Origin of the sequence: Mycobacterium gordonae, assembly GCF_001417955.2 — a bacterium.
GTDB classification, from domain to species: domain Bacteria; phylum Actinomycetota; class Actinomycetes; order Mycobacteriales; family Mycobacteriaceae; genus Mycobacterium; species Mycobacterium gordonae_B.
Genome location: NZ_LKTM01000346.1, coordinates 17,299 through 37,901 on the forward strand (window position 1 = coordinate 17,299; position 20,603 = coordinate 37,901).

Here is a 20,603-nt window from a genome sequence, read left to right on the forward strand (position 1 = left end):
CTGCCCTACCGTTTTCGGTGACGGGAGGGCACCTTGAACGGGCACGCAAAGTCACCGGACTACCTGGAGAAGAGGGAGTTGCGCACCGGTACCGCCGGGTGGCTGCTGCTCGCCGGGCTCGGCGTCAGCTACGTGGTTTCCGGCGACTATTCCGGCTGGAACTTCGGGCTGGCGCGCGGCGGTTTCGGCGGGCTGGCGATCGCCACCGCGGTGATCGCCGCCATGTATCTGGCCCTGGTGCTGGGGATGGCCGAGTTGTCCTCGGCGCTGCCCGCCGCGGGTGGTGGGTACACGTTCGCGCGGCGGGCGCTGGGGCCCTGGGGTGGGTTCGCGACGGGTACCGCCGTGCTGATCGAGTATTCGATCGCGCCGGCGGCCATCGCCACCTTCATCGGCGCCTATGTGCAGTCGCTGGGACTGTTCGGCATTCGCGACGGCTGGTACGTCTACCTGGCGATCTACGCCCTGTTCATCGGCATCCATCTGGCCGGTGTGGGCGAAGCGCTCAAGGTGATGTTCGCGATCACCGCGGTGGCGATGGCGGGTATCGCGGTATTCGCGGTCGCCGCCGTCGGGCGCTTCCGGCTGGCGAATCTGACTGAGATCGCCCCGTCGCACGCGGTTGGCGCGTCTGCGTTTCTGCCGCACGGCTACCTCGGGGTGTGGTCGGCGCTGCCGTTCGCCATCTGGTTCTTCCTGGCGATCGAGGGAGTGCCGCTGGCCGCCGAGGAAACCGCGCATCCGGCCCGCAATGTCCCGCGCGGCATCACCGCGGCCTTCGTCGTGCTGCTGGTGACATGCGTGCTGGTGCTGCTGCTGACCACCGGTTCCGGTGGCGCGCAGGCGATGTCGACGTCGGGCAACCCGCTGGTGGCGGCGCTGGGGCCGGTCGGCGCGGCCCGGGCGGTCAATTACATCGGGCTGGCTGGCCTGGTCGCCAGCTTCTTCTCGATCATCTACGCGTATTCGCGGCAACTGTTCGCGCTGTCCCGGGCGGGCTACCTGCCCACGGCGCTGTCGGTCACCAATGCGCGAAAGGCGCCCACCCTGGCGCTCATCGTTCCGGGCGCGATCGGCTTCGCGTTGTCGATGACCGGCAAGGGCGACCTGTTGCTCAACATGGCCGTCTTCGGCGCCACCCTCAGCTACGTACTGATCATGGTGAGCCACATCGTGTTACGCAGCCGGGCACCCGAACTGGACCGTCCGTACCGGACCCCCGGTGGTCGGGTCACCACCGGCTTCGCCCTGGTGATAGCGGCACTGGCGCTGGTCTCCACTTCCTGGTCGACGGTGTCGCGGCGCTCTGTTGCCTGGCGGTGTTCTGCGGCTTCCTGTTGTACTTCGCCTTTTACAGCCGGCACCGGCTGGTCACCAGCGCGCCGGACGAGCGACTGGCCGGGTGAGCATCGCCAGAACCTCTTGCAGCGCGGTCAACGTGTGCCCCGGCAGGAACAGGTCGCAGAACGGCAGCGCCGCGGCCATCGAACCGGTCAGCGGCTGGTAATCGGGTTGTGCTGCACGGGGATTGAGCCATACCACCCGGTGGGTACGGCGGCGCAGCCTGGTCAGCGCGCGTTCGAGCACCTCGGGCGGGTCGCTGTCCCAGCCGTCGGAGGCGATGATCACGACTGCGCCGCGAAGCGCATTGCCGTGTGCGGGCGTCAGCAGCGCATTGATGCTGCGGCCGATGAACGTGCCGCCGTACCGGTCGGTCACCCTCGCGTTGGCGCGGTCCAGCGCCGCCTCCGCGGATCGGTGCGACAGCACGGCGGTCAGCCGGGTCAACGACGTCGAGAACGCGAAAACCTCGGGCCGGATCGCCATCTGGCGCAACATCACCGCTCGCATCAGATGCAGGTAGACGGTCGCGAAGGGTTGCATCGACCGACTCACGTCGCACACCAGCACCACCCGCCGGGGCCGGCGGCGCGGCCGGGTCCGCGCCAGGGTGATCGTTTCCCAACCGGTCGAGCGTGACGCGTTGATGGTCGTCCGCAGGTCGATTCGCTTGCCGTGCGGACTGAGTTGAGTTCGCAGGCTGCGCCTGGTGGGCCAGCGCGGCAACGCTTCCCGCAGCCAGTCGCCGAGCAGCCGCAGATCGTCGGGGTCGAACCGGTCGAACGGTTCGTCGGTCAGCGCGGCGATGCGGCTGGGCGCGAACTCGGGCAATCGGACGTCGGCGTCGCCGCCGGACTCGCCGGCGGTCCCGGTGGCCCAGGGCAGGGTCTGGGCCGGCGCGCCGGACCGGCTGCCACCGCGGTGCACGATCCCGGCCGCCGGAGTGCGCGGACCCGGCAACGGCAGCGACGGGCTGTTACGTCCGTCGGGCGCGCCGGTGCCGAACACCGCGTCGAACACCGCGTCGAAGGCGCTCAGATCGTCCATCCGGTTGACCAGGCTCAGCCGCGCGGCCCAGTACAGTGACGACCGGTCGTGGGGCGTCAGGCGCTGCAGGGCCTGCACGAAAGTCGTTTGGCCGCCGGCCGATACCGAGACTCCAGCACCGCGCAGCCGCGCCACCAGGGCGGCCGCGAACGCCGCCAGGTCGACGCCGGGCAGCAGGGCCGGGGCTCGGGTGCTCACTCGCGGTTGCGCCGGCGCAGCAGCCAGATCAGGGCCAGCACGGCGAGCACGGCGGCCGCCACCGCACCGTACTTCTTGAGTTGGTCGCCGCCGGCCAGTTCGAGCAGGTCGATGGGCTCAGGTTCGGGTTCCTGGCGGGTGCCCGGGACGGGATTGGCCGGCCACGCCGGGATGGGCTCTTCCGCGCCGGCGCCCAGCTCGGCTTCCAGGGACTCCACGAACTGGCCCAGCAGCTTCTCCGAAACCTGTTGCAGCATTCCGCTGCCGAACTGCGCCAGCTTGCCGACGATCTTGAGGTCGGTGTCGACGGTGACGTTGGTGCGCTCGCCCGCCGCCTGCAGCTGGGCGGTCACGGTGGCCGCCGCGTTCCCCGTTCCCCGCGCCTCTTTGCCTTTGGCGTCGAAGACCGCTCGATGCTGGCCGCGGTCCTGCTCGATGAAGTGCACCTTGCCGGTGAATTCACTGGTGACCGGTCCGACTTTGACCTTGACCTTGCCCAGATAGTCCTCGCCCTCGTGACCGACCAGTTGCGCCCCCGGCATCAGCGGGATCACCCTCTCGAGGTCGCAGAGCACGTCCCACGCCTCCTCGATGGGCGCGCTGACGGTGAACTGGTTGGCGATCTTCATCGGGTGTGTCCTCTCATGTTCGGCTGTATTCCACCAGCGCATCGCGGATGGCGGTGCGGTCGTCGGGTGTCTTGGCCAGCGCACCCAGGCTGATCATCGCCGACTCGTCGACCAGATCGGCGACCCCGAGGGTTACCAGGGCGGCGACCCAGTCGATGGTCTCGGCCACCCCCGGCGGTTTGTCCAGATCGAGTCCCCTTGCAGTACCTACGAATTGGGTGGCATGTTCGATCAGGGGAGCGGTGGCGCCAGGCACGGCGCGGCGCACGATCGCGGCGGCCCGCGCCGGTTCGGGGTAGTCGATCCAGTGGTACAGGCACCGGCGGCGCAGCGCGTCGTGCAGGTCTCGGCTGCGGTTGGAGGTGAGCACGGCGATCGGCGGCCGGGCCGCGACGAACGTGCCCAGTTCCGGGACGGTGACCGCGGACTCCCCCAGAAACTCCAGCAGCAGTGCTTCGAATTCATCGTCGGCGCGGTCGATTTCGTCGATCAGCAGTACCGGCGGAGTCGGTCCGCTGTGACGCACCGCCTGCAGGATGGGCCGGTCGACCAGATAGGCCTCGGTGTAGAGCTCATCCTCGGTCATGCCGGCGCCACCGGCCTCGGCCAGCCGGATGGACAGCAGCTGCCGCTGGTAGTTCCAGTCGTAGAGCGCCTCGCTTGCGGCCAGGCCCTCGTAACACTGCAGTCGGATCAACTCCGTCTTCAACACCGCTGCAAGCGTTTTCGCCGCCGTCGTCTTGCCGACGCCGGGTTCTCCTTCCAACAGCAGCGGCCTGCCGAGCTGCACCGCCAGGTAGATCGCCGACGCGGTGCCGGTGTCCAGCAGGTAGTCCTTCTCGTCGAACAGACGGGCCACCTCGCCGGGGTTGCTGAATGTCATGTCGCGGTCGCCAGAAGTCGTTGGTAGTCCTCCCAGGTGTCCACGTCGAGCGGAACGGCACGGTCGACCCGCATTTCGCCCACCGGGTGGCGGCCGGACTCAATCAGCTTCCACACGCCCTTGTCGCCGTGCAACCGGGAGAGTTCACCGAACATGCTGCGGCTGAACCAGAATGGGTGCCCGACGCCGTCGGTGTAACGACAGACCGTGATGTCGGCCGGTGGCGCGTCGACGATGCGCCGCACATCGGCCGGGTCAATCCCCGGCTGGTCGCCGAGCATCAGCACGACACCCACCGAGCACGGGTCCACCGTTTCCAGCGCCACCCGCAGCGATGCCGAACACCCCGCGCCGAAGTCGTCGACCGTCACGACGTCGAACCCGTCCAACGACACCTGATCGCGTACGGCTTGGGCAGCGCCGCCCAGGGTGACGATCACCTGGTCGAAGCCCACGGCGCGGGCCACCTCCAGGGTGGCACCCAGCACCGTCGTATCACGATACGGCAGAACCTGTTTCGGCCTGCCCAACCGCCGGGATCCGCCCGCCGCCAGTACCACACCGGTGACACCGGGCACGGTCACCCGCCGTCCCCACCGGCATGCGCGTGGCAGCCGTGGTGACTATCGTCCGCGGCGCGCGGGACGTGCGGTCCCGGCTCAGCCCGCGCCAGGCCGCCGCCGCGCAGCGCCGCGATGAGTTCCGCGGCGATGGCCACGGCGATCTCCGGTGGTGTTTTGGCGCCGATCGGCATCCCGACCGGGGTGTGGATGCGGCCCAGTTCGTCATCGGTGAGCTCGAGCCCGCTCAGGACGGCGGCTCCGCGTACCTTGCTGGCCACCAACCCGATGTAGCCGACGCCGTGATCGAGTGCGGCGCGGATGGTTTCGGCCTCCGGACCGCCATGGCTGGCGATCACCACGGCGCTGGCGTCGGACAGATCGGCGTCCCGCCTCGCGTCGTAGCCAAGGACACCGCAGAGTTGCGTGAGTGCGTCGGCGATGGGCGTCTCACCGTAGATCCGGATCAGCGGGGCCGGCAGTTGCGGCGTCAGGAAGATTTCCAGCGATCCTCCGGACAGACACGGGTTGACGACCACGCAGGCGCCGGGCGCCTCCGGGAAGTGCACGTCGCCGTCGGGCAGCACCCGCAGCAGCACACTCTCGCCGGCCTGCAGCACGCCGAGTGCGGCCTTACGGACCGAGTTCTGCGCGCACTGGCCGCCGACGAATCCCTCAATGGTGCCGTCCGCCAACAGGATTGCCTCATCACCTGCGCTTGCCGAGGTCGGCTGCTCGGCGCGCACCACCGTCGCGTGTACGAATGGTGTGCGCGCGGCCCGGAGTTGTTGTGCCCGTTCGCTGATGCTCATTACCCCGATTGCGCCGCTCCTCCTCATCGCTCGTTCCTCGCTCTGCATCGTCGCACCGCGCTAGATCGGCGGCCTGGCCCGGCCCTGCATGGCCTCCCACACCCGCGACGGGGTCAGCGGCATGTCGGCGTGCCGTACCCCGAACGGAGCCAACGCATCCACCACCGCGTTGACGACGGCCGGGGGCGATCCGACCGTGGCCGACTCCCCGATGCCCTTGGCGCCGATCGGGTGATGGGGCGATGGAGTCACGGTGAAACCGGTCTCGAGGTGCGGCACCTCCTGCGCGGTGGGAATCAGGTAGTCCATCAATGAACCGCCCAGGCAGTTCCCGTCTTCGTCGAATGCGATCATCTCCATCAGCGCCATCCCGATGCCGTCCACGATGCCGCCGTGCACCTGACCCTCGATGATCATCGGGTTGATGCGGGTGCCGCAGTCGTCGACCGCCAGGAAGCGCCGCACCTTCACCACCGCGGTGCCCGGATCCACGTCCACCACACAGAAATACGCGCCGTACGGATAGGTCAGGTTCGACGGGTTGTAGCAGATCTGCGCGTCCAGGCCGCCCTCGATGCCCTCGGGCAGGTCACCGGCGCCGTGCGCGCGCATCGCGATGTCCTGAATGGTCACGGCCGCGGCCGGGTCGCCCTTGACGTGGAATGTGCCCTTCTCCCATTCCAAATCGGCCACCGAGACTTCCAGCATGCCCGACGCAATGATCTTCGCCTTGTCCCGGACCTTGCGCGCAACCAGCGCCGCGGCCGCCCCGGACACCGGCGTGGACCGGCTGCCGTAGGTGCCCAGCCCGAACGGTGTCTGATCGGTGTCACCGTGCACCACGTCGATGTCATCGGGCGGGATGCCCAGCTCCTCGGCCACGATCTGGGCGAAGGTCGTCTCGTGCCCCTGGCCCTGAGTCTGCACCGAAAGGCGCACCACCGCTTTGCCGGTCGGGTGCACCCGCAGCTCGCAGCCGTCGGCCATGCCGAGACCCAGGATGTCCATGTCCTTGCGCGGCCCGGCGCCGACCGCCTCGGTGAAGAAGGACATGCCGATGCCCATCAGCTCGCCGCGCTCCCGCTTGGCGGCCTGCTCGGCGCGAAGCGCGTCATAGCCGATCATGTCCATGGCCTTGCGCATGGTGGTCTCGTAGTCACCGGAGTCGTACACCCAGCCGGTCTTGCTGGTGTACGGGAACTGGTTCGGCCGCAACAGGTTTCGCAGTCGCAGCTCGGCCGGGTCCATCTTCAGGTCGAAGGCCAGGCAGTCCACCAGCCGCTCCACCAGGTACACCGCTTCGGTGATGCGGAACGAGCAGGCATAGGCCACCCCGCCCGGCGCCTTGTTGGTGTACACCGCCGTCATGTGGCAGTAGGCGGCTTCGAGGTCGTAGCTGCCGGTGAAAACCCCGAAGAAGCCGGCCGGATACTTGACCGGCGCGGCGGTGCCGTTGAACGCCCCGTGGTCAGCGAGCACGTTGGTTCGGATGGCCAGGATCCTGCCGTCGGCCGTGGCCGCGATCTCGCCGACCATGATGTAGTCGCGGGCGAACCCGGTCGAGGTCAGGTTCTCGCTGCGGTCCTCCATCCATTTCACCGGCTTGCCCAGCACCAGCGAGGCGACGATCGCGCAGACGTAACCCGGGTAGATCGGCACCTTGTTGCCGAACCCGCCACCGATGTCGGGCGAGATCACCTGGATCTTGTGTTCGGGCAGGCCCGCGACCAACGCATACAGCGTGCGGTGCGCGTGCGGCGCCTGGCTGGTGGTCCACAGCGTCAGCTTTCCGGTCACCGGGTCCAGATCGGCTACGGCGCCGCAGGTTTCCATCGGCGCCGGGTGCACCCGCGGGTAGACGATCTCCTGTTTGACCACCACGTCGGCCCTGGCGAACGCCGCCTCGGTGGCGGCCGCGTCACCGGTCTCCCAGTCGAAGCAGTGGTTGTCGGTCTTGCCCTCCAGGTCGGTGCGGATCACCTCCGCCGAGGGATCGAGCGCCTTGCGGACGTCGACGACGGGGTCCAGCGGGTCGTACTCGACGTCGATCAGTTCCAGCGCGTCGCGGGCCGAGTACCGGTCCTCGGCGACGACGAACGCCACCTCCTGACCCTGGAACCGCACCCGGTCGGTGGCCAGCACGGCCTGCACATCGTTGGACAGCGTCGGCATCCAGGCCAGGCCCTTCGCGGCCAGGTCAGCACCGGTCACCACCGCCTTGACCTTCGGATGTGCCTGCGCCGCAGTCACATCGATGCTGACGATGTTCGCGTGCGCGAACGGCGACCGCAGGATCGCCAGGTGCAGCATGCCCGGCAGCGCGATGTCGTCCACATAGCGGCCCCGGCCCCGGATGAACCGCGGGTCTTCCTTGCGCAGCATCCGGCCGTAGCCGCAGGGCTTCTGGTCGTTGTCTGCGGTGTCTTCGGGTGAGGGTGGCCGGGATTCGATCGTCGTCATGATGTCGTCGCCTCAGTCGTGGAGTGCTGCGCAGCCCATTGGATGGACCGCACGATCGTGGTGTATCCGGTACAGCGGCAGATCTGCCCGGAGATCGCTTCCCGGATGGTCTCCTCGTCGGGATCGGGGTTGCGGTCCAGTAGCGCGCGGGCGGTGATCATCATCCCCGGTGTGCAGAAACCACATTGGAGTCCGTGGCACCGCATGAAGCCTTCCTGCACGGGGTCCAGGGTGCCGTCCGGTCCGGCCAGCCCCTCTACGGTGCGCACGCTGTGTCCGGACGCCATCACGGCCAGCATGGTGCACGACTTGACCGGCACGCCGTCGACGTCGACCACGCAGGTTCCACAGTTGCTGGTGTCGCATCCCCAGTGGGTTCCGGTCAGCCGCAACTGGTCCCGCAGGAAATGCACCAGCAGCATCCGCGGTTCGACGTCGGCGCTGACCGGATCGCCGTTGACGGTCATGTTCACCTGCACGGTCAGTTCCCTTCTGGCTGAGGCTGATTGCGCACGCGCTGCACCGCACTGCGCAGGGTCCGGATGGTGAGTTCGCCGGCCAGGTGCCGCTTGTAGTCGGCGGTGCCGCGGACATCGGTCACCGGTTCACAGGCCTGCCCGGCCAGCCGGGCCGCCTCGGCGAACGTCTCCTCGGTGGCCGGCCGGCCCACCAGCGCCGCCGCCAGTTCCGCCAGCGCGGCCCGGTCCGGGTTCACCGCGGTCAGCCCCACCCGGGCGGCGGCGATGGAGTCCCCGTCCAATGTGACGGCCGACCCGGCGGCCGTGACCGCCCAGTCACCGACCCGCCGTTCCACCTTCGCGTACGCGCTGGAGGTGTTGTGCCGGACCGGGATACGCGTCTCGATCAGGATCTCGTTGGGCGCCACCGCGGTCTCGTAAGGGCCGAGAAGAAAGTCGTCGATCGCGATCTCGCGTTCCCCGGACGGGCCACGCACCAGGCACACCGCGTCCAGCACTTCGCATACGGTGGACAGGTCCTCGGCCGGGTCCGCCTGGCACAGCGAACCACCGAGCGTGCCGCGGTTGCGTACCACCGGGTCGGCGATCACGCGTTCGGCGTCGCGGAAGATCGGGCACACCGCGGCCAGCGTGTCGGATTCCAGGATCTCGCGGTGGCGGGTCATCGCGCCGATCCGGACCAGCGTCGGATCGGTGATCACGTAGCCCAGTTCGGGTGCCAGGTCGTTGATGTCGATGAGGTATTCGGGGTTGGCGATGCGCAGCTTCATCATCGGCAGCAGGCTGTGTCCGCCGGCCACCACGCGCGCCTCCTCCCCCAGCCGGTCCAATAGTCCGATGGCGTGATCGACGCTCGTCGCACGCTCGTATTCGAAGGGCCCTGGTACTTGCATGCCGAAAGTGTCTGCCCGCTGCCAAGGGGCGTCAATGTCGAGTTAAGTGATCCGTTAACTCGCTCTCGACCTGCACGTCCGCGGTGTCGTGATGGATCCGGCCGGCGACCTCGGCCAGCGGCCGCCCACCGCCGCCCCACCGCCGCGCGATGATGTCCGCCGCGATGGAGACCGCGGTCTCCTCCGGGGTGCGCGCACCCAGGTCCAGCCCGATGGGACTGGACAACCGCGCCAGTTCGGCCTCGGTGAGACCGACGGCGCGCAACCGTTCCATGCGGTCATCGTGCGTCCGGCGCGACCCCATCGCCCCCACGTACCCGACGTCCAGGCGCAGCGCGATCTCCAGCACCGGAACGTCGAACTTCGGGTCATGGGTCAGCACACAGATCACCGTCCGCCGGTCCAGGGTTCCGGCCTGGGCCTGCGCGGCCAGATAGCGGTGCGGCCAGTCGACGACGACCTCGTCGGCGGTCGGAAAGCGGGCGGGGGTGGCGAAGACCCGCCGCGCGTCGCACACGGTGACTCGATAGCCGAGGAAACTGCCCTGTCTGGCCACGGCGGCGGCGAAGTCGATCGCGCCGAAGACCAGCATGCGCGGGCGCGGCGCGAAGCATGAGACGAAGACCTGCATGCCTTCGCCGCGACGCTGGCCGTCCGGCCCGTACTCCAAGACCCCGGTACGGCTCAGCGCGAGCAGGCCGCGGGCGTCGTCGGTGACGGCGGCGTCGGCCCGTGCCGATCCCAGCGAGCCCGCGGTGCTGTCGGGTGTGACCATGATCCGCCGGCCCACCGATGACGAGTCGGGATGGGCGATGACCGTCGCGACCGCAACCGGCCGGTGTGCGTCGATGGCCCCGGCCACCGCGCCGAGTTCGGGAAACCTGGCCTGCGACACCGCCTCTACGAAGATGTCGATGACACCGCCGCAGGTGAGGCCGACCGCGAACGCGTCGTCGTCGCTGATCCCGTAACGCTCCAACCGCGGCTCCCCGGTGGCGGCGACCTCGTTGGCCAGTTCGTACACCGCGCCCTCCACGCAGCCGCCCGAGACGGACCCGCTGACCGACCCGTCCGGTGCCACCACCATCGCGGCACCCGGCTGTCTGGGAGCCGAGCGCATGGTCCGCACCACGGTCGCCAACCCGGCGGTGTCCCCCGCGCGCCAGATCGACATCAGATCGGCAAGCACGTCACGCATGCTCTCAACGTAGGCTCATCACATGACCCCGGCTCAACTTCGGGCCTATTCGGCCGTGGTGCGGCTGGGCTCGGTGCGGGCCGCGGCCGCCGAACTGGGTATGTCCGACGCCGGAATCTCGATGCACGTCACCGCGCTGCGCAAGGAACTGGACGACCCGTTGTTCACCCGGACCGGCGCCGGGCTGGCTTTCACCCCCGGCGGATTGCGGCTGGCCAGCCGGGCGGTGGAAATCCTGGGCCTGCAACAACAAACGGCCATCGAGGTCACCGAGGCCGCCCACGGCCGCCGGCTGCTGCGCATCGCCGCTTCGAGCACCTTCGCCGAACACGCCGCGCCCGGGCTCATCGAGCTGTTCTCGTCCCGGGCCGACGACCTCTCGGTGGAGTTGAGCGTGCATCCGACGAGCCAGTTCCGCGACCTGATCTGCTCGCGGGCGGTGGACATCGCGATCGGGCCGGCCAGCGAGAGCTCGGTCGGCGCTGATCTGTTCGTGCGACCGTTCCTGAAGTATCAGATCATCACCGTGGTGGCGCCCAAAAGCCCTCTCGCGGTAGGCATACCATCCCCCACGCTGTTGCGCCAACAGCAATGGATGCTCGGGCCGTCGGCGGGCAGCGTGGACGGTGAGATCGCAAACATGTTGGGCAGCTTGGCAATTCCGGAGTCACAACAACGCATCTTCCAGAGCGACGCCGCCGCCCTGGAAGAGGTACTGCGCGTCGGAGGCGCGACGCTGACCATCGGCTTCGCGGTGGCCAAAGACCTGGCCGCCGGCCGGTTGACGCACGTGACCGGGCCGGGATTGGACAAGGCCGGCGAGTGGTGCGCGATGACGCTGGCGCCCTCGGCCCGCCAGCCCGCCGTCTCTGAGCTGGTCCGTTTCATCACCACGCCCAGATGCATCCAGGCGATGATCCGCGGCAGCGGGGTCGGAGTGACGCGGTTCCGGCCGAAGGTGCATGTCACGCTGTGGAGTTAGCCGCGTCGAGTGTGCAGTGGCGGCTTCGCCTGTGCGTCCACCGCGGCAAAATCACCGAATTCGCGACACCTTCGCACATTCGATTCCACGCGCGCACACCCGATGCAGCTATGACGGCAGGAAGTAGCTATACGCTCTATTCCCATGAGCGTGTACAAGGTGATCGACATCATCGGGACCAGCCCCACGTCATGGGAGCAGGCGGCAACCGAGGCGGTGGAGCGGGCGCGGGAGAGCGTCGATGACATCCGGGTGGCCCGGGTCATCGAACAGGACCTGTCCGTGGACGCCAGCGGCAAGATCACCTACCGCATCAAGCTCGAGGTTTCGTTCAAGATGAGACCGGCCAGGCCCCAGTAGCTCACCAGGCGCGCGTCAGGTCGCCGTGCTGCCTGATCCAGGCATGCATCGCGATGCCCGCTGCCACACCGGCATTGATGCTGCGCGTCGAGCCGAACTGGGCGATCGACACGGTGATGGCCGCACCCGTGCGGGTGTCGTCGGTGATGCCGGGACCCTCCTGGCCGAACACCAGCAGGCATTCCCTGGGCAGCGACGTCTCTTCCAGCCGGGCCGCGCCGGGGACGTTGTCGACGGCGACCACCGCCAGATTGGCTCCGGCCGCGAACTCCATCAACTCGGCGGTGCTGTCGTGGTGGCGCAACCGCTGGTAACGGTCGGTCACCATGGCGCCGCGGCGGTTCCACCGACGCCGGCCGACGATGTGCACGGTGTCTACGGCGAACGCGTTCGCGGTCCGCACCACCGAGCCGATGTTGGCGTCGTGCCCGAAGTTCTCGATCGCGATGTGCAGCGGGTGCCGGCGGCGGTCGATGTCGGCGATGATGGCGTCCCGGGTCCAGTACCGGTAGGCGTCGACGACATTGCGAGTGTCGCCGTCGCGCAACAGATCCGGGTCATAACGGGGGTCATCGGGCACCGCGCCGGGCCAGGGCCCGACGCCGGCGGCCGGGACACCCCACTCCGTCGGCCCCGGCTCGGGCCCGCTCACTTGGAAGTCCACACCGCGGCGTGGGTGCCTTCGATCGAGACCGTCGCGTACAGCAGTGCCTGGCTGATCTCGCCCTGCGTACACAGCGATGCGTTGACCTGGATCGAGTCCCGCGACGCGTCCGGCAGGATGAGCACCGACGAGCCATAGGCCGCGCAGGCCGGGCTCAGCCCGCGGCCCGGCAGGCTGGGCGCGGCGACCAGCATCAAAGGCCCACCCCGCCGGGCGGATTCTTCACGGTACTGCGCCCCGATGGCGCCGGCCTCCAGATTCAGCAGCATGTAGCCGTTGCCAGTGAACGCCGTCGGATCGCTCAACTGCGCCTTGCTGATCGGCAGGCCATCGGCCCGCCAACCCGAGGCGTTGGTGGACTTGACCACCAGCCCGGTGTCGTTGACGTTGGTCGGCGGCAGCCCCACCGGAAAAGCGGCCGCATAGGCAGCAGAGGTACCGGCGATCCGCTCATGGGGCGAGTAGGAATAGACGCCCCGCACCGCGCTGCGTTCCTTCAAAGGGCCCAGGCAGACCGTGCCGGTCAATCGGTCCGGGGGCGCCTTGAGGGGCGAGCTGATGTCGGGCACCTTGGTCACCGCGTCGTCGCAACTGCCCAGCGCATTGACTTCCATCGGATGCGACAGCGCCCCGTAGAGACCGAAGCGCACGTCTTCGGCCTTGGCGCGCGGCGCTTTCGGATCAGCCGGCGAAGCGTCGACGTCGACCAGCACATAGTCCTGAGCCCACCGCAGATTCGACACCGACATGTTCCAGCCCAGCACCGCCAGCGACTCGCCGACGTGGGCGCTCGGGGCCCCGAAGATCGGGCCGGGCCTGTCCGAGCCCGAGCAACCCGCCAGGGCGCACACGGTCAGCACAAAGACCAGCGCAACCCGAACGCGCACGCGGACTAGCCCAGCCCCAGATCGGCGAGGCCCAGCACGCTGCGATAGGGCACGCCCTCGGCTTCGATCGCCTCGGCCGCGCCGGTGGCGCGGTCCACCACGGTCGCCACGCCGATCACCTCGCCACCCGCGTCGCGGACGGCGCGTACCGCCGTCAGCGCGGAACCGCCCGTGGTGCTGGTGTCCTCGACTACCAGCACGCGCTGGCCGGACACCTCGGACCCCTCGATAAGTCGTTGCATCCCATGGGTTTTCACCGATTTGCGGACGACGAAGGCGTCGATCGGGCGACCCGGCGCGTGCATGATCGCGGTCGCCACCGGGTCCGCCCCCAGCGTCAGGCCACCGACGAGCGCGTAGTCCCAGTCCTGCGTGATCTCCCGCATCAACCGGCCGATCAACGCGGAGGCCCGATGGTGCAGGGTGGCCCGGCGCAGATCGACGTAATAGTCGGCCTCCTTGCCGGAGGACAGGGTGACCCGCCCGTGCACCACCGACAATCGGCGCACGAGCTCGGCCAGTTCGGCTTTTGCCTGCGGATCAGGTCCGGCCACGACCACCACCGAATCGTTTGGTGAACAGCATCGCCAGCCGGCGTGGCATGGCCCGGCCCGTGGTGACCAGGAATTTGTATTGCGCGCCCGGGACGATGACGACCTTGCCGCGGGCGATGTCGGCGAGGCTTTCGCGGACGACGTCGTCGACCTCGAGCCACATGAAGGACGGCACCTGCGCCATGTCCAAACCGGCGCGGCTGTGGAATTCGGTGTGCACGTAGCCCGGGCACACGGCGTGCACGCCAACTCCGGTGCCTTGCAGCCCGTTTGCGAGTCCTTCGCTGAAGGAGATCACCCACGCCTTGGACGCCGAGTAAGTCGATCCCCGGCCGGGCAGCAGGCCGGCGACGCTGGCGATGTTGATGACGGTGCCGGTACCCGCATTCATCATGGCGGGCAGCGCGGCGCGGGTCAGGTGCATCACCGCGGCGACGTTGACGTCGAGTTGGCGCTGCAGGTCGGCGGGATCGGTCGCCCAGAACTCACCGGACATGCCGAAGCCGGCGTTGTTGACCAGCACCCGCACGCCGGCGGCCAATCGGTCGGCCACTTTGTCGCGGTCGGCAGCGTCCGCCAGGTCCGCGGGCAGGATCTCGACACTGCCGGCCTCGGACTGCAACTCGGCGGCCAATTCCTCCAGCCGCTTCGCGTCGCGGGCGACCAGGACGAGGTCATAGCCGTCGCGGGCGTAGCGGCGGGCGTATCCGGCACCGATGCCGGACGTGGGCCCAGTGATCAGCGCAACAGGTCGAGGCATGTGCTCTCAGTGCTGGTAGTTGCTGGCCTGCTGGCCATTTCGTCCGGACCGCGGCGGACGCCGGCCGCCTTCGGTGCGGCTCTCTTCGCGAGCAACGGGCTCGGATGCCCGGCGGGCCGGATCGGGGATCACCCCGGCGGCCGGGTCCGGTTGCGAACGACGTTGCGGCAGCTCGGCGCGGGCCGCCGGGGCCAGCGGACGCCCCGGCGCGGCGTTGCGCCGCCCCTCGGACTCGCCCTCCTCCTGCGGCGTTTCGGCAGGCAGCGGCGGCAACACCCGGAGCAGGTCGTTGAACTGACGCACGGTGCGCAGCCCTTCGTCCCACTGCGCGCGCGTGCTGGCGATCGGCATGGCGACCAGCGTCCAGTTCTGCTCGTTCCACATGATCTCGGCGCAGTCGGGCGCGGTGTGTGCGAACGTGACCATGCGCCGGTCGCAGGCCCGTCGGGCGGCGTCGAGATTGGTGGAGTACACCATGCGTGGTCCGATCGCGCCGAGCAGCCAGATGTCGCTCTCGCGCGGCTCCTTGAGCCCCTTCAGCCGCAGGTCCACGACGACGTTGGTGCCCACCTTGCGGTGCAGCGCGATCACCGTCGCGACCTCTTCGAGGTCGAAGATGTAGACGGCCTCACCGCGGATCTGGCCCAACACGACGTTATGGGCCGGCACATCGCCCACCGTCGACATGACACCGCGCTTCCAGCGGTGCAGGATGTCGGTCGATTCGCGTTCGTAGTCGAAGCCGTGCGAGCGCGCCCACGACCTGCGCCGTCGGCTGCGGCCGCGACGTCGATCGATATCGACGTACAACAACACCGCCGCACCGACGAAGCACAGTGCGGAGAGCGTGAACCAGAGCGGGACCATCCCCAACAGAGTATCTGCTGGAATAGCCGAACAGAGAATCCGACCAGGTCACAACAGAATCACAGGACGCTACACATCGAATTCGCGGCTCAAATCCAGACGTCTATTCTCACTTGCGCAGGACGGCGTCGAAAAGGAGCCCCCGTGTCCGATTCAGGTCATTCGCTGCACATCGACGTGCCGGTCGAGCTCGACGAGGTGAAGGTCGTGTTCAGTGTGGCCTCGCTGACATTCGAGGGCGATATGCCGGCCGTGCTGTTCCACGCCGGCATCGTCGTCGCCGACGCCGCGGCCTGGAAGGTCCAACCAGACGTCGTCGTCGTGTTCCACACGAACGCCGGCCACGTCACCCTGGACGACCAGACCTACGACACAAATCGGCACGTCGCGACGGGCAATCCCTACAAGGCGGTAATCGAGGGACTGATCGCCAAGGGCGCGCAGATCGAATTGTGCGGAGCGACCGCACGGGCCATGGGCTGGGGCAACGCCGATCTGATTCCCGGTATCAAGATCAATCGCAACGCGATGGCGAGACTCACCCAGCTGGTCCAACAGGGGTTTGTGAAAATCTCAGAAGCATGACGTATCAGGGATACCGGCTCATCCGGGTCGCCAGCGCGGACGGAATATGCCGCGCCACCATCGACAACCCACCGATCAACCTGCTGGACATCCCGTTGATGCACGAGATCATCCGGCTCACCCGGGAGGTGGCGGCCGACGACGACGTGCGGGTGCTGATAGTCGATTCGGCCGATCCCGAGTTCTTCATCGCACACGCGGACGTCGGCATGATCCTGGATCTCCCGACCGACGACATCGGACTGCACGACGAGCTCAGCCCCTTCCACGCCGCCATGGAAGGTTTTCGCACTCTGCCCAAGGCCACCATCGCCGTCATCGAAGGGATCTGCCGCGGCGGCGGCAGCGAGTGGGCGGCGGCATTCGACATGCGCTACGCCGCGCTCGGCAGAGCGGTGTTCGGCCAGCCGGAGGTCGCGCTCGGCATCATCCCCGGCGGCGGCGGCACGCAGCGCCTGCCCCGGCTGATCGGCCGCGGCCGGGCCCTCGAGGTGATCCTCGCCGGCATGGACGTCGACGCGGCGACCGCGGAAGCCTGGGGGTACGTCGACCGCGCGCTTCCCCCCGACCAGCTCAGACGGTTCGTCGACAAACTGGCCCGGCGCATCGCGGCTGCTCCAGCGACGGCGATCGCGGCCGCCAAACGCGCCGTCGATGCAGCGGGCAGTGGTTTCGAGAGCGGTCTGCGGGTCGAGGACCAACTGTTCCGCCAGACCCTGGCGGAACCGGCGGCGCGCAAACTGCTGCAGACAGTCATCGAGGCCGGCGCCCAGACCCGGGAATTCGAGCTGGGCACCGGCCTCCGACAACCTGATTAGCCCTGGATCAGCCCAAGATCAGCGAGTCGCCGTCCGGGCTGACGTTGACGGGCACCACGTCGCCGTCGTGCACCTCGCCGGCCAGCAGCAGCTTGGCCAACTGGTCGCCGATCGCCTGCTGCACCAACCGGCGCAGTGGCCGTGCGCCGTACACCGGGTCGAAGCCCCGCTGCGCCAGCCACTGCTTGGCCGGCAGGGACACCTCGAGTTGCAGCCGCCGCTGTGCCAACCGCTTGTCCAACTGGGCCAGCTGGATGTCGACGATCTGCACCAGCTCGCCAGGCTCGAGACCGTGGAAGATGATCACGTCGTCGAGCCGGTTGATGAACTCCGGCTTGAACGCCGATCGCACGGCGGCCAGCACCTGCTCTTCGGTGCCACCCGACCCCAGGTTCGAGGTCAGGATGAGGATGGTGTTGCGGAAGTCGACCGTGCGGCCCTGACCGTCGGTCAACCGGCCCTCGTCGAGCACCTGCAACAGCACGTCGAACACGTCCGGGTGCGCCTTCTCGATCTCGTCGAACAGGATCACCGTGTACGGGCGACGCCGCACCGCCTCGGTCAGCTGACCACCCTGGTCGTAACCGATGTAGCCGGGAGGCGCGCCGACCAGCCGGGCCACCGAGTGCTTCTCGCCGTACTCGCTCATGTCGATGCGGACCATGGCGCGGTCGTCGTCGAAGAGGAAGTCCGCCAACGCCTTTGCCAGCTCCGTCTTACCCACACCGGTGGGGCCGAGGAACATGAACGATCCGGTCGGCCGGTTCGGGTCGGCGACGCCCGCGCGGGAGCGGCGCACGGCGTCAGAGACGGCCTGCACGGCCTTCTTCTGACCGACGACGCGTTTGCCGAGCTCGTCCTCCATGCGCAACAGCTTGGCGGTCTCGCCTTCCAGCAGTCGGCCGGCCGGGATGCCCGTCCACGCCGACACCACGTCGGCGATGTCGTCGGGACCGACCTCTTCCTTGAGCATCACGTTCTCGCGGGCCTCGGCCTGCGGAACCGCGGCGTCGAGTTTCTTCTCGACCTCGGGGATGCGGCCGTACCGCAGCTCGGCGGCCTTGGCCAGGTCACCGTCGCGCTCGGCACGCTCGGACTCCCCGCGCAGCTCCTCGAGCTGTTCCTTGAGCTCGCGGACGATGTCGATGGCGTTCTTCTCGTTCTGCCACCGGGTCGTCAGCTCGGCCAGCTCTTCCTTCTTGTCGGCCAGCTCGGCGCGCAGCTTCTCCAGCCGCTCCTTGGAGGCGGCGTCCTCTTCCTTCTCGAGCGCCATCTCCTCGATCTCCAGCCGGCGCACCAGGCGCTCGACCTCGTCGATCTCGACGGGACGCGAGTCGATCTCCATCCGCAGCCGGCTGGCGGACTCGTCGACCAGGTCGATGGCCTTGTCCGGCAGGAAGCGGGCGGTGATGTAGCGGTCGCTCAATGTGGCCGCGGCCACCAGGGCGGAGTCGGTGATGCGCACACCGTGGTGCACCTCGTAGCGGTCCTTCAGTCCACGCAGGATGCCGACGGTGTCCTCCACCGACGGTTCACCGACGAACACCTGCTGGAAGCGCCGCTCCAGTGCGGCGTCCTTCTCGATGTACTTTCGGTACTCGTCGAGTGTGGTGGCGCCCACCAGACGCAGTTCGCCGCGGGCGAGCATCGGCTTGATCATGTTGCCTGCGTCCATCGCCGACTCACCGGTCGCGCCGGCGCCCACGATGGTGTGCAGCTCGTCGATGAACGTGATGATCTGCCCGGCCGAGTTCTTGATGTCGTCGAGCACGGCCTTGAGCCGTTCCTCGAACTCACCGCGGTACTTGGCGCCGGCCACCATCGACCCCAGGTCCAGCGAGATGACCGTCTTGTCGCGCAGGCTTTCCGGCACGTCGCCGGCAATGATGCGCTGGGCCAGGCCCTCCACGATGGCGGTCTTGCCGACGCCGGGCTCACCGATGAGCACCGGGTTGTTCTTGGTGCGCCGGGACAGCACCTGGACCACCCGGCGGATCTCGTTGTCGCGCCCGATGACCGGGTCGAGCTTGCCTTCCTTGGCGCGCGCGGTCAGGTCGGTCGAGTACTTCTCCAGCGCCTGGTAGGTGGCTTCCGGGTCGGCACTGGTCACCCGCGCGCTGCCGCGCACCTTGACGAATGCCTCCCGCAGCGCCTGCGGCGACGCGCCGTGGCCGGTCAGCACCTTGGCGACCTCGGAGTCGCCGGTGGCCAACCCGACCATCAGGTGCTCGGTGGAGACGAACTCGTCGTCCATCTCGGTGGCCAGTTGCTGAGCGGCGGTGATGGCCGCCAGCGATTCGCGGGACAGTTGCGGCTGCGAACTGGAGCCGCTGATTTGGGGCAGCTTGTCCAGCAGGCGCTGCGCCTCCGTGCGGATGACGGCGGGGTCGACCCCGACAGCCTCCAGCAGTGGTGCGGCGATCCCGTCGTTCTGCGTCAGCAGCGCCATCAGCAGATGCGCGGGCCTGATTTCGGGGTTGCCGGCCGCCGAAGCAGCCTGCAGGGCCGACGTCAGGGCCGCCTGCGTCTTAGTTGTCGGGTTAAAAGAGTCCACGACCCCTCCGTTCTCGTGCGTAGGTAAAAATCTTCTCGCGTACTGCAACGACGTCAAGGTTGAGTCTGTTCCGCTCAACTCTATCTTTTTTGAACTATCCGTGCGAGCCCCCGGCACGCGACACCTCGCAGCCCGCGGCCAAGGAGCTCACGCTCCGATATGAATGTTTGCGGAATCTGCACTCATCGGTTCACGACGTAGGTAGCGTGTCCGTTAATTTCGCTCCGCGCTTCGCCGGAGTCCTTGCCGTCGGGGGGTTTTCAATATGGCGTTGTTGTTTTCAGCGGACGGCCTGGCAGTCGCAGCGTCGGATCTCAGTGGCATCGGAAATTCGCTACGTACGGCGCACGGAGTGATGGCGCTACCCACCACGGTGGTGGCGGCGGCCGGTCTCGATGAGGTTTCCGCGGCGGTCGCAGCGTTATTCGGGACGTTCGGCAAGGAATACCAGGCACTGAGTGCCCAGGCCGCTGTGTTCCACGACCAGTTCGTCCAAGCTCTGACCGCTGCCGGTGCGGCCTACGGAAGTGCCGAGTCGGCCAACGCCGCGCCGCTGCGAGGCCTTTTGGACATGGTCAACGGACCCAGCGAGGCCTTGTTCGGTCGCCCCCTGATAGGAGATGGCGCCAACGCGACGACGGCCGGTGGTAACGGCGGGGCTGGCGGAATCCTGCTGGGCAATGGCGGCAATGGCGCGCCAGGGGCAGCCGGACAAGCCGGCGGTGCCGGCGGGCCGGCCGGCTTGTTGGGCAGCGGCGGCCAGGGCGGGGCCGGCGGCATCGGTGCCTCAGGCGGAACTGGCGGCCGCGGTGGACTGCTGATCGGAAGCGGCGGTGCCGGCGGAGCGGGCGGCCTTGGCGCCGGCGGAGGCACCGGCGGAAGTGCCGGCTTCCTGTATGGCAATGGCGGCCACGGCGGAGCCGGTGGAATGGGTGCCAACGGCACCGGCAACGGTGGTTTCGGCGGGGCCGGCGGCCACGGCGCCGCCCTCTTCGGCAATGGCGGGACCGGCGGGACCGGCGGCGCCGGCCTGGCCGGCGGGGCCTCCGGCATCGGCTCCGGGGGGCATGGC

20 protein-coding genes and 1 pseudogene are annotated in these 20,603 nt (G+C 68.4%); 6 read left to right on the plus strand and 15 right to left on the minus strand.

From position 1 onward, the window contains the following. Positions 1-33 precede the first annotated feature (33 nt). Positions 34-1,406: pseudogene (gene eat / locus AO501_RS25555) on the plus strand (ethanolamine permease). Here the strand turns inward: eat and AO501_RS25560 are convergent. The 9 genes from AO501_RS25560 to AO501_RS25600 are packed head-to-tail and all read right to left on the minus strand — an operon-like array spanning position 1,372 to position 10,500. After that, a complete protein-coding gene (locus AO501_RS25560) occupies positions 1,372-2,586 on the minus strand; it encodes a vWA domain-containing protein (protein WP_055580377.1) in 1,215 nt (404 codons plus the stop codon). The pseudogene eat and the gene AO501_RS25560 sit on opposite strands and share 35 nt — an antisense overlap. After that, positions 2,583-3,215 (minus strand): SRPBCC family protein, encoded by a 633-nt coding sequence (locus tag AO501_RS25565; RefSeq protein ID WP_055580378.1) that lies wholly within the window; start codon positions 3,213-3,215, stop codon positions 2,583-2,585. Before AO501_RS25565 ends, AO501_RS25560 begins: the two co-directional genes overlap by 4 nt. 13 nt (positions 3,216-3,228) lie before the next feature. Beyond that, positions 3,229-4,098 carry an AAA family ATPase gene (locus tag AO501_RS25570; RefSeq protein WP_055580379.1) on the minus strand — a complete coding sequence of 290 codons (870 nt, stop codon included), beginning with the start codon at positions 4,096-4,098 and terminating at the stop codon, positions 3,229-3,231. Next, positions 4,095-4,682 carry a nucleotidyltransferase family protein gene (locus tag AO501_RS25575; protein ID WP_055580380.1) on the minus strand — a complete coding sequence of 196 codons (588 nt, stop codon included), beginning with the start codon at positions 4,680-4,682 and terminating at the stop codon, positions 4,095-4,097. The genes AO501_RS25570 and AO501_RS25575 overlap by 4 nt, the downstream gene beginning before the upstream one ends. Then, the gene (locus tag AO501_RS25580) at positions 4,679-5,470 is read right to left on the minus strand and encodes an XdhC family protein (RefSeq protein WP_055580381.1); all 792 of its coding nucleotides are present in this window, start codon (positions 5,468-5,470) and stop codon (positions 4,679-4,681) included. Before AO501_RS25580 ends, AO501_RS25575 begins: the two co-directional genes overlap by 4 nt. 60 nt (positions 5,471-5,530) lie before the next feature. Then, positions 5,531-7,930, minus strand: coding sequence for an aerobic carbon-monoxide dehydrogenase large subunit (locus AO501_RS25585; protein WP_055580382.1), 2,400 nt, complete (start codon positions 7,928-7,930; stop codon positions 5,531-5,533). Beyond that, positions 7,927-8,409 carry a (2Fe-2S)-binding protein gene (locus tag AO501_RS25590; RefSeq protein WP_055580383.1) on the minus strand — a complete coding sequence of 161 codons (483 nt, stop codon included), beginning with the start codon at positions 8,407-8,409 and terminating at the stop codon, positions 7,927-7,929. Before AO501_RS25590 ends, AO501_RS25585 begins: the two co-directional genes overlap by 4 nt. Before the next feature lie 2 nt (positions 8,410-8,411). Further along, positions 8,412-9,302 (minus strand): FAD binding domain-containing protein, encoded by an 891-nt coding sequence (locus tag AO501_RS25595; RefSeq protein WP_055580384.1) that lies wholly within the window; start codon positions 9,300-9,302, stop codon positions 8,412-8,414. Between the two features lie 31 nt (positions 9,303-9,333). Then, a complete protein-coding gene (locus AO501_RS25600; protein WP_055580385.1) occupies positions 9,334-10,500 on the minus strand; it encodes an XdhC family protein in 1,167 nt (388 codons plus the stop codon). A gap of 22 nt (positions 10,501-10,522) precedes the next feature. Here AO501_RS25600 and AO501_RS25605 point away from each other — a divergent pair, with 22 nt between their 5' ends. Both AO501_RS25605 and AO501_RS25610 read left to right on the plus strand, forming a co-directional pair. Further along, entirely contained in the window at positions 10,523-11,482 is a 960-nt protein-coding gene (locus AO501_RS25605) for a LysR family transcriptional regulator (protein ID WP_055580386.1), read from the plus strand. Positions 11,483-11,626: 144 nt separating this feature from the next. After that, positions 11,627-11,842, plus strand: a complete 216-nt coding sequence (locus AO501_RS25610) for a dodecin family protein (RefSeq protein WP_055580387.1) — start codon at positions 11,627-11,629, stop codon at positions 11,840-11,842. A 1-nt stretch (position 11,843) separates the two neighbouring features. Here the strand turns inward: AO501_RS25610 and AO501_RS25615 are convergent, their stop codons facing one another. From AO501_RS25615 to ttfA, 5 genes are read right to left on the minus strand one after another with little or no spacing between them, the layout of a single operon-like run. After that, complete coding sequence (locus tag AO501_RS25615; RefSeq protein ID WP_055580388.1) at positions 11,844-12,494, minus strand: TrmH family RNA methyltransferase; 651 nt, start codon at positions 12,492-12,494, stop codon at positions 11,844-11,846. Further along, a complete protein-coding gene (locus AO501_RS25620) occupies positions 12,491-13,393 on the minus strand; it encodes a hypothetical protein (RefSeq protein WP_055580389.1) in 903 nt (300 codons plus the stop codon). Before AO501_RS25620 ends, AO501_RS25615 begins: the two co-directional genes overlap by 4 nt. A 5-nt stretch (positions 13,394-13,398) precedes the next feature. Beyond that, on the minus strand, positions 13,399-13,947 hold the full coding sequence (pyrE, locus tag AO501_RS25625) for an orotate phosphoribosyltransferase (protein WP_055580398.1): 549 nt from the start codon (positions 13,945-13,947) through the stop codon (positions 13,399-13,401). Further along, positions 13,934-14,707: an SDR family NAD(P)-dependent oxidoreductase gene (locus tag AO501_RS25630; protein WP_055580390.1), complete on the minus strand. Its 774-nt coding sequence runs from the start codon at positions 14,705-14,707 to the stop codon at positions 13,934-13,936. The genes pyrE and AO501_RS25630 overlap by 14 nt, the downstream gene beginning before the upstream one ends. 6 nt (positions 14,708-14,713) lie before the next feature. Further along, positions 14,714-15,574: a trehalose monomycolate transport factor TtfA gene (gene ttfA, locus AO501_RS25635; RefSeq protein ID WP_055580391.1), complete on the minus strand. Its 861-nt coding sequence runs from the start codon at positions 15,572-15,574 to the stop codon at positions 14,714-14,716. 144 nt (positions 15,575-15,718) lie between these two features. On the opposite strand from ttfA, the gene AO501_RS25640 reads away from it, so the two are divergent. Beyond that, positions 15,719-16,159 carry a DsrE family protein gene (locus tag AO501_RS25640; protein ID WP_055580392.1) on the plus strand — a complete coding sequence of 147 codons (441 nt, stop codon included), beginning with the start codon at positions 15,719-15,721 and terminating at the stop codon, positions 16,157-16,159. Further along, a complete protein-coding gene (locus tag AO501_RS25645) occupies positions 16,156-16,977 on the plus strand; it encodes an enoyl-CoA hydratase/isomerase family protein (protein WP_055580393.1) in 822 nt (273 codons plus the stop codon). Before AO501_RS25640 ends, AO501_RS25645 begins: the two co-directional genes overlap by 4 nt. A gap of 7 nt (positions 16,978-16,984) precedes the next feature. Here the strand turns inward: AO501_RS25645 and clpB are convergent, their stop codons facing one another. Continuing rightward, positions 16,985-19,531, minus strand: coding sequence for an ATP-dependent chaperone ClpB (clpB, locus tag AO501_RS25650; protein WP_055580394.1), 2,547 nt, complete (start codon positions 19,529-19,531; stop codon positions 16,985-16,987). A gap of 265 nt (positions 19,532-19,796) precedes the next feature. Between clpB and AO501_RS25655 the strand changes: the two genes are divergently transcribed. Next, positions 19,797-20,603: PE family protein (locus tag AO501_RS25655; protein ID WP_156452782.1), on the plus strand; the 807-nt coding region annotated here is incomplete at its 3' end.